Raw genomic sequence first — 12,832 nt, 5'->3', positions numbered from 1 at the left:
TCGTGAGCCGTCCGCGCAGGTGGCAGGGGGATTCTCAAGGTGACAGGCATGACCGTTGGACAGGGTCCGACCCTCGTCAGCCCCGCCACCCCCGACCTCGCCCACACCAGCATCGGCAACCCAGCGTGACCTCCGCCGTCGATCTACGCAGCGCGACCGGTCCGCTCGGCCCGGTGACCGCGACCCTGCGGGCGACGTTCGGCACCGACGACCTTCCCGGCCTCGCTCCCGGCCTGCTCGTCGACGACGAGCGGGGCTGGCGGCCGGCGACGGAACTGGTCGACGGCAGCCGCCTGCCGGAACTGCTCGCCGCCGCCCGGCAACGCTGGGGCGGCTCCTCGCACGCCGCGACCGCCCTCGCCTGGAAGGCGTACGTCTACTGGCTCGCGCTGCCGGCGGTCCTCGGTTGGGCGTCGGCCCGCCGGGTGCCGCTGCCCCACCCGTCCGACGTGCTGGTGGCCGTCGACACGGACGGGGCCCTGGTCAGGATCGGCCTGCGCCGGTCGACGACCGTCGCGGTGCTGCCCGGCGACCCGCTGGCCCTGGCCGGACTGCCGCAGGTCGAGGTGGTGGCCGGCGAGACCGAACTGCTGGCCGCGCTGCGCGGCGCACTGGTCGACAGCCACGTCACGCCGATGCTGGACGCGATCCACGAGGAGGTCCGGCTGGGCACGCGTACGCTGCTCGGCTCGTTGGCCTCCGGGGTGGCGCACGCGGTGCTGCGGGCGGCCGACGTGCTGCCCGGCTCGTCGGCCCAGACGATCCGTACGCTGCTCTCGACGTTCGGCGTCGACGACCTGGTCGACCTGGTGGCCGGCCCGAACGGCGAACTGACCGTGCAGCGGCGCACCTGCTGCCTGGCGTTCACGTTGCCCCGGCCGAAGGTCTGCGCCGGCTGCTGCATCCGACCGGAGACAACAGCAAGTGTGAGGTAGATCACACTCGAGTCGGGCTCGACATAGCCGCCAAATCGCCCACTGTCGGACGCGGCGCAGCGACCATCGCCGATTCCAGATGAACGGCCCCTTGCGCAGGGGCAACGGGTATGATGATCTCCCTTTGCGACACGTCACAGAAACGTGACGGAAACCTGCTCCCTGAGCTGCCCGGCTCCCGCAGGCACGCAAGTAGTATCGGACCGTAACGGACGTAGTCCGTAAGAGTGACGCAGTCAGGCCGAAGCTGGCCGTTTGATGGCCAAATATCAGCCTTTGGCATGGGCAAACATGGCCCAAGTCGACATTCTGCCTACATCAGACCCTGACTTTCCTTACGGTCGCTCTAGATGGTTCACTCTTTCGGTCCCGGGCAGATCAGGTTCAGAGCGTGAGGAATCAACGCATGACACAAATTACGGGGGATCAGCGGGTTCAATCTGAGGTCCTTGAGGGCCTCGCCACTGCCGTAAACCACCGGCGCTGGTTTGTCAACCTCGCTATCCCCCACCTCGGTGACAACCCGATCGAGATCGGCAGTGGCCTGGGCGACTACGCCCTGGAGTGGGCGAAGCACTTCGAGCGCTTCACCGCCACCGAAGCCGACCCGGACCGCCTGGTGCAGCTCAAGGAGCGCATGGAGTCGGTACCGAACGTCGAGGTCCGCCAGATGCTGCTGCCGCACTCCGAGCGCGGCGACTACAGCGCGGCGGTCTCCTACAACGTGCTCGAGCACATCGAGGACCACGTCGGTGCGCTGCGGAGCATGCGCGACCTGGTCCGGCCGGGCGGCAACATCGTGCTGATCGTGCCGGCCTTCCCGTTCGCCATGAGCCCGGTCGACATCGCCACCGGGCACGTCCGTCGTTACACCAAGAAGACGATGCGGGCCGCACTCGAGGAAGCCGGCCTCACCGTCGAGAAGCTCCACTACGCCAACGCGCTCGGCCTCATCGGCTACTACATGGCGACCAGCGTCTTCAAGCTGACGCCCAAGGAAGGCCCGATGGTCAAGGTCTACGACACGTTGGTCCTGCCGACGACGAAGGCCGCCGAGTCGCTGGTGCGCCCGCCGTTCGGGCAGTCGGTCTTCGCGGTCGCCCGCGTTCCGTAGCCGGGCCGCCGGACCGGCCCAGACCGGGCGTTCCCCCGGCACCGACGCGCCGGTCCCGGCGCCGTGGCACGACCGCCACGGCGCCGGATCAGCGCGTCACTATTCCTTGACCGCGTACGTCGGCCGGATCGTCGCCCGCGCCAGCGTGTGGAACGCCAGGTTGAACCCGACCACCGCCGGCGTCGACTCCGGCGAGACGCCGAGCCGGTCGACATCGAGCGCGTGCACCGCGAAGACGTACCGGTGCGGCCGGTCACCGGCCGGCGGCGCCGCACCCCCGTAGCCGTTCGTGCCGTAGTCGGTGCGGACGCTGAACGCACCGCCCGCCACGTCCCCGGCCGTCGCCTCGCTGCCGGCACCACGCGGCAGCTGGGTGACCGACGCCGGCACGTTGACCAGGACCCAGTGCCAGAAGCCACTGCCGGTCGGCGCGTCCGGGTCGAAGCAGGTCACCACGAAGCCCCGGGTCTCGGCCGGAAAGTCCGACCAGGCCAACTGCGGCGACAGGTTCGACCCACCGACGCTCGAATGTGCGAACTCGACGTCCATCGGCTCGCCGTCCCGCACGTCCTCGCTGGTCAGCGTGAACGACGGCACGGGCGGCAACAGGTCGTACGGGTCCGGGGCGATCGGACGCTCAAGACTCATGAGGCTTCCTTCCGGTTGGTGTGCGCTGCTCGGTTCATACCCCATCCGGTGACGGCCGCGCGCACCGAACCGCCCCGGCGCCGAGCCGGATCCGCCGGTCACCCGGCGCCCGATTAGATCCGCGCCGGTCACCCGGCGCCCGACCGGATCCGCGCCGGTCACCCGGCGCCGAAGCAGACGAACGCCGCCGCGGTCGCCGACCGCTCGTCGAGCGTGCCGTCCATCGCCGCCTGCGCCGCCGCCAGCGCGGCCGCCGCCCCGCTCCCGCCGGCCAGGCGCCGGTGCAGGTCCAGCATCAGCTCCAGGGTGGCCTCGTCCTGGGCCGGCAGCACGCTGCCCAGCACCGTCGCCGTACCGACCCCGAGCAGCGCGGCGGCCAGCCCCATCAGCTCGTCGCCCGGATGCACCGTCGACAACCCCGACTCGCACGCCGACAGCACCACGACCGCCGGCGGACGGGCCACCTGCTCCAGGTCGTAAACGGTGATCGGCCCGTCGGCGAGCCGCAGGTAGGAGAACATCGGGTTGTCCGAGCGGAAGCCGCCGTGCGCCGCCACGTGCGCCAGCGGAGCACCGTCGAGCGCGGCCAGCACCGCCTCCGCGCCCGCCGCCGCCCCGACGAACACCTCGGCCGGGGCGAGCGCGTCCGCGAGCCGCCGTACCTCCCGGTCCGCGTGCGTCAGGCCGGGACCGGCCACCAGCAGCGGCGAACCGGTCGACGGCCGTGCGCCCGCCCGCGCGGTCGCGTCCAGCCAGGCCGTCGCCGACGGCGCCACGGCGACCGGACGCCCCCGGCACGTCGGCAGGAGCGCCCACGGCGTCGCGTGCAGCAACCCCACCGGTACGACGACCAGTTCCCCGTCCCCCAGCCAGCCGCGTACCGGCGCGAACAGCGCCCGGTCGAGCTGCTCGGCGGCGTGCCGGGCCCCCTGCACGGCCGCGGCCCGCGACGCCGGCCCACCGTGCCGCAGCACGATCCGGCGCAGCGCGAATCGCAACGCCTCCAACTCCGCGACCACCCGTTCGGTACGCCCCAGCGCCCGGCTACGGAACCGACCCCGGTGCACCACGATCACGTGCAGCTCGCCCCCGATGTCGATCAGCTCGAACAGGGTCCGGTCGTGCAGCTGCCCATCGAGCCGGGCCAGCAGATTGGGCGTACGGGTCGTCGAGCCGCTGCCCCGGACGTGCCAGCTCCGCCGCCGGATCCGCTCCTCCAGCGCCCGCCGCTGCCGCCACAGCGCGTTGACCCGGCCGGCCGGCACACCGGAGTCGGCCTCGGCGACCGCCCGGCGCAGCTCGGCCAGGTCGGCGGCCAACGCCGGCTCGTGCGGCGGCCGGGCCGGCGGCAGCCGCAGCGCCGCCGCCTTCCAACGCTCCGCCCACCACAGCACCGACCGGGCCCGCCCGGTCTGCCGGGCCAGCCGCAGCCCGGTCGCGGCCAGGTCGGTGGCGTAGCTGGCGGCCAGGGTGCGCAGCTCGGTCGCGCCGAGCGCGGCCCGGTAGGTGTCGAGGATCCGGGCGCCGGCGAGCAGCGCCCGCCGGGCCCCGGCGGTATCCCCGGCCGCGTCCCGCAGCAGGGCGGCCGCGTGCCAGGCCCGAACCCGCAGTTCCGCCGGACCGTTACGGCCGGCGGCCAGCACCAGCCGCAGCTCCGCGGCCCCCTCGGCCCGGCCGGCGGCGAGCCCGGCGGCGTAGAGGCGGGCGTCGAGGGCCGGGGTAGGCCAGCCGGCGGCGGCGAGTTCGGCAGCCACCTCCCGGGCCCGACGCAGCCGCCGGGTGGGCCCGGTGTCGTCGGCGGCCCGCAACGCCGCGTACCTGGCCAGCGCCGCCCACGCCGGACGGCCCTGCCGGACGAAGGCGCGGTGCGCGGCCGTCGCGTGCCGGTGGGCCGTCCGACGGTCGCCGCCGCCGTTCGCGACCTCGGCCAGCATCAGCCGGGCCTGTGCCTCGTAGAGCCGGGTCCGGCCGGCCCGCGCCGCGTCCAGCGCGGCCTGCGCGGCATCGCGCGCCTCGGGCAGCAGCCGGGCGCGCAGCAGCAGCTCGCCGCGGTCCATGAGGGCGATCGCCGAGCGGCCGTTGCGCGCGAAGTACTCGTCGGCGACGTCGTACCAGCGCAGCGCGCCCGGCACGTCGCCGGCCTGCGCGGCCACGAACCCGAGGTTGTGCCGCACCTGCGCCACCGCCAGGTGCTGCCCGAGTACGTCGTACAGCCGCTCGGCGGCGAACAGGTCCGCCTCGGCCTGCCGCAGACTGCCCCGGTAGGCGTGCAGGACACCACGGTTGGTCAGCGCCCGGGCCTGCCAGAGCTGGTCACCGGCCCGCCGGAACGCGGCGATCGCACCGGTGTATCCGTCCATCGCCTCGGCGAACCGGCTCAGCCGGTCCAGGGTCAGCGCCCGCTGCATGCCCAGCCGGGCGGCGGGCAGCCCGTCCAGCGCCGGCGCCGCCTCGTCGATCTCCCGCAGCGCCTGGGCCGGCCGCCCCGCCTCGGCGAGGACCAGCGCCAGACTCATCCGTGCTTCGGCGGCCCGTTGCGGCAGCCCGGCGGCCCGCGCGACCCGTACGGCCCGGCGCAGGTGGCGCAGTGCCGTACCCGCGTCGTTCAGCTCCCGGGCCGCCAGGCCGAGCGACCGTTCCGCCGTCGACTCGGCGTCGCGGTCCCCGGACCGGCGCGCGATCCGGCGCGCCTGCGCCGCCAGCCTGCCCGCCTGCCGCGGATCGGCCGTCACCAGCCGCAGCGCCTGTTCGGCCAGCTGCTCTCCCGACGCCCCCTCGATGTCGGTCACGGCACGATCTTGGCACGCCGCCCGCCTGTCGGGTACCGGACGTATCGTCGGCCTCCCGTACCCGTCTGCTCCATGAGAGTCAGACAACGTCCAGACGACCCGGGGGGACCCCATGTCAGCGTCCGACGACCGGCTGGCCGGCTACCAGCACCGCCGACAGCGCCGCCTACGGAGCCTGCCCAGGCTGCGCTCCACCGCCACCCGCCCGGACTCCCCGGTCTGGTACGTCGCCGACGAGCTGCTGGTGGTGGAAGAGGACCGGCGGCACGTCGAGCGGTACCTGACCGGCCAGCGCCGGGAGGTGACCGCACTCGGCGACGAGGAGGTCGTACCCGGGCTGCGGCGCTACTTCGCCACCGGCCTGGACGTGCCGGACACCGTCCGGGCCGTACGCGGCGGCGCACCCCGCGGCGCCACGGTCCTCTGCCCCAACCACGTCTTTCTCGGCACCCCGTTCAACCACGGTGGACCCTGCGGACCACCGGTCCCGGCCAGCGAAGCCGCACTCGCCGGCCGGCCGAGCGACGACGACCTCGTCTCGGTCGCCATCGTCGACACCGGCGCCTGGGTCGACAGCAAGCTCCCCGCCGGCTACTACCGGCCCGGCGCCGTCGACATCGAAACCGAGACCGACGTCGACAACGACGGCCTGCTCGACGGCGACGTCGGACACGCCAACTTCATCGCCGGCGTCATCGTCCGCCACGCCCCCCAGGTGGAACTCAGCGTGCTCAAGGTGCTCGACACCTTCGGCGTCTGCACCGAGGACCAGCTCGTCCGGGCACTCGGTCGGCTCGACCCATCGGTGCAGGTCGTCAACCTCTCCCTCGGCGGCTTCACCGAGGACGACCTGCCGCCGGTCGGGCTGCGGGTCGCCCTGGAGAACGCGCTCGCCGTACCGGACCGGGTGGTGGTCGCCGCCGCCGGCAACAACGGCAACCGGACCAGCCCGTTCTGGCCGGCCGCGTTCGCCGGCGCCGGTCACGCGTGGAGCGACCGGGTCGCCGCCGTCGCCGCCCACGACGGGAGCGCGATCTGCGACTGGAGCAACGCCGGCCCGTGGGTGACCCTGGCCGCGCCGGGCCAGGACATCCACAGCACCTTCATCAACCACGACGAGTTCTTCCCGTCCGGCTGGGCACAGTGGAGCGGCACGTCGTTCGCCACCCCGCGGGTCGTCGCCGAGATCGCCACCCACATCGCCGCCGGCCGGTCGCCCGCGGCGGCACTCGAGCATGTCGTCGCCACGGCCGGCGACACCTTCGACGACTACATCGGACTGTCGTGAGTACGTCTGTCGAGCCGCACCGCCGGGTCCGCGCGTCCGGCGCCGCCGCGCGGATAGGCTCGGATTTCATGGACGCGGACTCGAGCACTCTGGTCGCGGCGGCGACCGCCGGCGACCGCGACGCCTGGAACGCCCTGGTCGACCGGTACGCCGGGCTGGTCTGGGCGACCGCGCGGGCCTTCCGGCTCAACGACGCCGACGCCGCCGACGTCAGCCAGGTCACCTGGCTGCGCGCCGTCGAACACCTCGACAACCTGCGCAACCCGGCCGCGCTCAGCTCCTGGCTGGTCACCACCACCCGCCGCGAGGCGCTGAACCTGCTCCGCCAGCGCCGTTCCGGCGCACTGCCGGAGGCCGACGGCGCGGAGGTGGTCGACGACGAACAGCCGCCACCCTGGCACGACATCCTCGTCGACGAACGCAACCGCGAGCTGTGGGCCGCGTTCCGCCGGCTCTCGGCCCGCTGCCAGACCCTGCTCCGGCTGCTCGTCATCGACCCCGCCGGCAGCTACACGAAGGTGGCGGCCGCGCTCGACGTACCGGTCGGCAGCCTCGGCCCGACCCGGGCCCGCTGCCTGACCACCCTGCGCGGCCACCTGGCCCGGTCGGGAGTGGACGGATGAATCCCGCCGAGACTCCCGACGACGCCACCCTGCTCGCCGAACTGCGCGACATGCTGTGGCGGGCCGACCCGGTGCCGGCCCGCGCCATCGAGGCGGCCCGTAACAGCTTCGACTGGCGCACCCTCGACCTCGAACTCGCCCAGCTGACCGCCGACAGCTCGCTGGCCACCGCCGACGTCCGGGGCGAACCCGCCCGCCTGCTCAGCTACGAGGCCGGCTCGTGCTCGATCGACGTCGAGGTCGGCGAGATCGCCGGACGGCTGCGGATCCTCGGTCAGTTGGTGCCGCCGCAGGCGGCCCGGCTCCGCGTCGAACAGCCGGTCGGCAGCGTCGAGGTGACGGCCGACGAGATGGGCCGGTTCACCGTACGCGACCTGCCGCCCGGCCCCACCCGGTTCGTCGTCGAGTCGGCGGACCCGGCCGCGCCCGGAACCGGCGTACACACCGACTGGGTCCGGCTGTGAACGGGTAGCAGGTCGACGGGCGGGCCGCCGCTGACCCGGTCTCAGTCGACGACGGCGGTGGCCTCCACCTCGACCAGCAGATCGGGCTCGCCCAGCGCGGCGACACCCAGCAGGGTGATCGGCTTGACCGGGTCGACCCCCAGTCGCGCGGCCGCCCGGGCCACCCCCTCACCGAGCAACGGCAGCTTGTCGGTCGACCAGTCGACGACGTAGACGGTCAGCTTCGCCACGTCGTCGAACGAGCCACCGATCCCGGCGAGCGCCGTGCCGATGTTGACGTACGCCTGCTCGACCTGGGCGGCCAGGTCGCCCGCGCCGACCGGGTTCCCCTCGGCGTCGCGGGCGACCTGCCCCGCCAGGAACACCAGCCTCGAACCGGTGGCGACGGACATCTGCCGGTACATCTCGGGCTTCGGCAGCCCATCGGGGTTGATCAGTTCTACGGCCATGGAGCACTCCTCACAGCGGGGTACACGACTTGCCTGCTGGCTAAACATAGCACTGCTATGTAATGTTGAGCCATGGTCAGAACGAAAGACCCCGCCATCCGTACCCTGCTGATCGAGCGCGCCGCGCAGATGCTGCGGGCCCGGGAGCCGGTCAGCCTGCGCTCGCTCGTCGCGGGCACCGGCGTCTCGACCATGGCCGTGTACACGTACTTCGGCGGCATGGACGGCCTGTGGCAGGCGGTGCGCCAGGAGGGATTCACCCGGCTGGCCGCCAGACTCGCGACCGTCCCCCTGACCACGGACCCCGTCCGGGACCTCGCCGCCCTGGGCGCCGCGTACACGTCCAACGCCCTGGCCAACCCCGACCTCTACCGGGTCATGTTCGACGCCGGCTTCGCGCTGGAAGACCCCGCCGCCGCGGACGAATCACTGCACTCCCTCGTACGCACCGTCGAACGGGCCAAGGACGCCGGCCGGTTCCGCCCCGACGTCGACGCCCCGGCCCTGGCCACCCAGACCTGGGTCATCGGCCACGGACTGGTGTCCCTGGTCGCCACCGGTCCCCTTCCGCGCCAGGCACTCGACCACGGCGCGCCCATGCTCACCGCCCTATTCAGCAGTTGCGGCGACGCAGCGGACCGGTGCCGCCGATCGGTCGAACTCGGCTGGCACCCGGACTTCGACCCAGCCCGGTAACGCCAGGTGCGGCCCGCTCCGCTCGCGGAGCGGGCCGCACCTGGCTCAGCGCCTACCTATCCGGCCGACGGGGTGACCGTCACCCGGCTGGTGGCGTCGCCGATCTGGACGTCCAACGTGATGTCGGCGCCGGCACGCAGGGCCTCGCGGGCCGCGCCCCGGAAGTTGAGCGTCAGCTGGCGCGAGGCGTCCGCCTCGATCGTGACCTGCTTGGTGTCGATCGTCTCGCCCTCGTAGGTGACCGTGACACGCTCGCGGCACCACGGCTTGTCGGTGCTGCACTGGAGGGTGAGCACCACCTGGGCGACGGCGTTGCCCTTGGCCGGGACGCGCGCCGTCACGCCGGTGTCGCGGATGGTCATCGGTCCGGTCGGCTGCGGCGGAGTGATCGCCGGGTCGGTGGGGCTGATCCGCATCGACCGGATCTGCAGGGGCAGGTTGTCCGCGCCCCGCAGCCGCATGTCCGCGCCACCGTTCTGCCGGTTCTGGAACTGGGCGGCCGGCAGGTGCCAGGTGGCCGACTTCCAGACGCCGACCTCCCCGGCGGTGACGGTGACAGGGTCGGTCGACAGGTACGCGGCGCCGGTCACGGCGTCCTCGTACTGGAGCTCGAACCTGCCCTCGACCGGCGAGCGGTACTCGACGGTGAACCAAACCTCGTGCGGCCCGCCGTAGAGCATCGCGTCGTCCGCGGTGAGGTAGAGGTTGTTGCCCGAGTTGATGGTGTTGCGCTGGACCTGCAGGTAGCCGCCCGTGTCGTCGGACTCGAGGGTGAACGGACCGGACTCGTACGCGATCGGGTCGAGGCCACCGGCCCGCCCGGCGCTCCAGGACACCGGGTTGAGGACGCTGCCGGGGATGGTCGGCGGCCCCTCCTCCGTCGGCGGGTCGGGCGTGTTCGCCGGGTCGATCGTGGTCAGGCGCATCTCGGCGATCGCCATCGGATAGTTCTGCGGCAGGCGCAGGCGGAAGTCGGCGGCGCCGTTCTGCCGGTTGTTGAACGCGGCGTCCGGGAGGTCGACGGTCGTGGTCTGCCAGGTGCCCACCTGGTCGGCGGTCACCTCGACGGCGGTGGCGTTGTAGTAGGTGGTGCCGACGGCGGCGTTCTCGTACTGGACCTGGAACCGGCCGGCCGATTGCGGCAGGTAGGTCAGCACCAGCCAGGCGCGCTGCGGGCCGCCGGACAGGTAGCGGTCGTCGACCGCCATGTAGAGGTTGCCGGAGGTGGTCGACTCGGGATTCGGCTGGGTCTGCAGCACCTGACGGCCGTCGGCCACGCCCCACGTGAACGGTCCGCTGGAGTATTCGACGGGAGCGAGCCCGTCCGGCTCCTGCCCCGCCACCATCCGCGCGGTCACGCCGGCGGGCGCGGTGCTGCGGATCGTGATCGCCGAGATCGCCAGCGGCAGGTTCGCCGCGGCGGTGAGACGCAGGTCGGAACCGCCGTTCTGCCGGTTGTTGAACGCGGCGGCAGGCAGCGGGATCGTGGCCGTCTGCCACGTGCCCACCTGGCTGCCCGCGATCGCCACCGGGGTGGCCGGCGAGTACGCCTCACCGATCGCTGCGTTCTCGTACTGCAGGTTGAAGGACCCGGCGACGGGGCTGCGGTAGGTCACCTCCGCCGCCATGCCGAACGGGCCGCCGGACATCGCGGCGTCGTCGACCTGCAGGTAGAGCTGGTTGGCGCCACCCATCGGGTTGGTCTGCAACTGGATCGCCCGGCGCCCGTCCACCTCGGCCTGGGTCCACGGGCCGTCCGGGTACTGGACCGCGGTCAGGCCGTCGCTCGTGCCTGCGGCGATGTCGAAGGAGACCTCGCGCTTCGCGGGAACCGCGGGGTTGGGGTCGGTGCCCTCGCCGGGGTCCACCTCGGACTGGTCGAGGACGATCGTGTCGCCAGCGTCGTCGTGGCCGAGGGTGAATTCGTACTGGGTCTCGCCGCCGAGGGCCACGAACTCGGCCCGGAGCGTCTCGGGGGTGATGGTGAGGCGCATCGCACCGAGGTGCCTGTTGTCGCGCCACTGGCTGCCCGTGGTCGGGGTGAAGAGCCGCGTGGTGCCGTCACCGCCGTTGCCGGTGAGGACGAGGTTGTCGCCGTCCGGGGTGATGATGTGCTCGGTGTGGTGGTCGTGGCCCGAAATCAACAGGTCGACCTGGGGCTGGATGGCCCAGCGGCGGTTGATGTTGTTGCCGGAGACGCCCGAGGAGTAGGGCGGCTGGTGGACGCCGGTGAGCACCCAGGACGCCTGCGAGTTCTGGACGGTGGCGAGGTAGTCGTCGTAGATCGCCGGCATTCTGGTGCCGTTGGAGGTCTGGCAGGCGCCGTTCGGGTTCACCCACTCCAGCAGCCCGTTGCCGAGAACGGCCCGGTAGGACAGTGGCACCTTGAAGTACTGCATCGAGTACTGCGCGCCGACGGCGTCACACGTGTTGCCGAAGTCGTGGTTGCCGAAGATCGGGAAGAACTTCCCCGCCTCGATGTCGGCCATGTAGGGCTCGGCCGAGAGGCGGACCTGCTCCTCGGTGGCCTGCTGCTGGTTGTTGTCGCCGCCGGTGAGGATGAAGTCCGGGTTCCACGAGTGGATCATGTCGGCGACAGCGTTCTGGTCCGCGCACTTGGCCGGGATTCCGTAGCCACAGGCGCCGAAGTCGCTGACGACGGCCACCCGGAGCACGTCGGCGCGCGGCTGTGCCGGGTCGATGTCGCTGGTGAGCAGTTCGAGACCGGGCGCGTCCACGGCCGCGTTCGCGGTGGGGGCGAGGGTGATCAGGCCGGTCAGGGTCACGGCCGCCGCGGCCGCCGCCGCTGCCAGTCTTCGGGGGACGGGAGTTACCCGCATCAGACGCTCCTTGCTAGCTCAGATGATCGGCACCGTCGTGACGATGCCGATCACCGAACGTAAGCAGGCGCCGTTGCGCCAAGATCACCCCTTGCCGAACCCTGCCCGGCCGGCGGGTGAAGCATCCGTGCTGGTCAGAGGGCGTTCTGCCGTCGGGAAAGCGGAGGGTGTGGGATTCGAACCCACGAAGAGATTGCTCCCTTACCGGTTTTCAAGACCACCGCGTGTACTGCCCTCGCCTGCGGCAACGTCCAACCACGCGTGGCCGTTGCCGCCGATTTACCGCCCAACTCCAAGGAGGGGCGCTGGCCGGCGTGCCGCCGGCTCCCTCGATCGTCGGACCTGGCCCGCATCACTCGTCGCCGACGTTGCCGTCAACACCTCGTCCGAGGGATCGCATGCAACGAGGCGGTACGAGCGGCAGGCGACTTCAGGCGAGCAACCTGGGGTCGCAAAGTGTCGGTCCCTCGCCTTAACCTTTTTGAGTGAACCTCGCTCATCAGAGATGCTCTGCGGCTACCGGCGGTGTCTCCGCATGACTGGAATGCCCCAACGCCCCCGCAGTCATGAGCTGGAGACTGAGTCCCGCCGCGCTTTTGAGGCGCTATTGCCGTCGTCGTGGGTTGTTCGCCGCGTCGAGGACGATTACGGAATCGATCTAGAGGTAGAGATTTTCGAGGAGGGATCGGCTACAGGGGGGGTCTTTCGAGTACAGCTCAAGGCTACCGACAAACTACCAAAGAAGGGACGAATCTCTCGTGGGAGTATCAGTACAGACACCCTGAGCTACTGGCTCGCGCTCGACCATCCCGTTTTAGTTGTCCTATTCGTTGCACCCCAGGCCAAATTCTATGGAAGATGGGCACATAGTTACGATCCACATTATGCGCGCACTCCGAACGCAAAGACATTAACCTTCTCTTATGACCACCGCCACCAACTGACGAGCGGAGGGCATGAGGAATTGGCAAGCCAAGTGCAGCTAA

At 71.7% G+C, this 12,832-nt stretch carries 10 protein-coding genes and 1 pseudogene; 7 read left to right on the top strand and 4 right to left on the bottom strand.

Annotation, left to right across the window (positions count from 1 at the left end; all coding sequences use genetic code 11):
* Positions 1-125 precede the first annotated feature (125 nt).
* Entirely contained in the window at positions 126-935 is an 810-nt protein-coding gene (locus tag Prubr_RS12920; protein ID WP_212825200.1) for an IucA/IucC family C-terminal-domain containing protein, read from the top strand.
* Positions 936-1,341: 406 nt separating this feature from the next.
* Positions 1,342-2,049 (top strand): class I SAM-dependent methyltransferase, encoded by a 708-nt coding sequence (locus Prubr_RS12915; protein ID WP_212825198.1) that lies wholly within the window; start codon positions 1,342-1,344, stop codon positions 2,047-2,049.
* A 99-nt stretch (positions 2,050-2,148) separates the two neighbouring features.
* Here the strand turns inward: Prubr_RS12915 and Prubr_RS12910 are convergent, their stop codons facing one another.
* Both Prubr_RS12910 and Prubr_RS12905 read right to left on the bottom strand, forming a co-directional pair.
* The gene (locus Prubr_RS12910; RefSeq protein WP_212825196.1) at positions 2,149-2,697 is read right to left on the bottom strand and encodes a YbhB/YbcL family Raf kinase inhibitor-like protein; all 549 of its coding nucleotides are present in this window, start codon (positions 2,695-2,697) and stop codon (positions 2,149-2,151) included.
* 158 nt (positions 2,698-2,855) lie between these two features.
* On the bottom strand, positions 2,856-5,213 hold the full coding sequence (locus tag Prubr_RS12905; protein ID WP_246568939.1) for a CHAT domain-containing protein: 2,358 nt from the start codon (positions 5,211-5,213) through the stop codon (positions 2,856-2,858).
* A 385-nt stretch (positions 5,214-5,598) separates the two neighbouring features.
* Between Prubr_RS12905 and Prubr_RS12900 the strand changes: the two genes are divergently transcribed.
* The 3 genes from Prubr_RS12900 to Prubr_RS12890 all read left to right on the top strand — a co-directional run bounded on the left by Prubr_RS12900 (position 5,599) and on the right by Prubr_RS12890 (position 7,861).
* Positions 5,599-6,774 carry a S8/S53 family peptidase gene (locus Prubr_RS12900; RefSeq protein WP_212825191.1) on the top strand — a complete coding sequence of 392 codons (1,176 nt, stop codon included), beginning with the start codon at positions 5,599-5,601 and terminating at the stop codon, positions 6,772-6,774.
* Positions 6,775-6,842: 68 nt separating this feature from the next.
* Entirely contained in the window at positions 6,843-7,397 is a 555-nt protein-coding gene (locus tag Prubr_RS12895; RefSeq protein ID WP_212825189.1) for an RNA polymerase sigma factor, read from the top strand.
* Positions 7,394-7,861, top strand: a complete 468-nt coding sequence (locus tag Prubr_RS12890; RefSeq protein WP_212825187.1) for a hypothetical protein — start codon at positions 7,394-7,396, stop codon at positions 7,859-7,861. Before Prubr_RS12895 ends, Prubr_RS12890 begins: the two co-directional genes overlap by 4 nt.
* A gap of 41 nt (positions 7,862-7,902) precedes the next feature.
* Here the strand turns inward: Prubr_RS12890 and Prubr_RS12885 are convergent, their stop codons facing one another.
* Entirely contained in the window at positions 7,903-8,310 is a 408-nt protein-coding gene (locus Prubr_RS12885) for a RidA family protein (protein WP_212825185.1), read from the bottom strand.
* Between the two features lie 72 nt (positions 8,311-8,382).
* On the opposite strand from Prubr_RS12885, the gene Prubr_RS12880 reads away from it, so the two are divergent.
* Entirely contained in the window at positions 8,383-9,006 is a 624-nt protein-coding gene (locus tag Prubr_RS12880) for a TetR/AcrR family transcriptional regulator (RefSeq protein ID WP_212825183.1), read from the top strand.
* A gap of 56 nt (positions 9,007-9,062) precedes the next feature.
* On the opposite strand, the gene Prubr_RS12875 is transcribed toward Prubr_RS12880, so the two are convergent.
* Positions 9,063-11,846 carry a metallophosphoesterase family protein gene (locus tag Prubr_RS12875; RefSeq protein ID WP_212825181.1) on the bottom strand — a complete coding sequence of 928 codons (2,784 nt, stop codon included), beginning with the start codon at positions 11,844-11,846 and terminating at the stop codon, positions 9,063-9,065.
* 22 nt (positions 11,847-11,868) lie between these two features.
* Between Prubr_RS12875 and Prubr_RS38190 the strand changes: the two are divergent.
* Positions 11,869-12,792, top strand: a pseudogene (locus tag Prubr_RS38190) (DUF4365 domain-containing protein); the annotation flags it as partial.
* Between the last annotated feature and the right edge of the window lie 40 nt (positions 12,793-12,832).

Source organism: Polymorphospora rubra (genome assembly GCF_018324255.1).
In the GTDB taxonomy this organism is placed as follows: Bacteria; Actinomycetota; Actinomycetes; order Mycobacteriales; family Micromonosporaceae; genus Polymorphospora; species Polymorphospora rubra.
The sequence above is the reverse complement of the archived record's forward strand: the minus strand, read 5'-3'. Positions and strand labels throughout refer to the sequence as shown.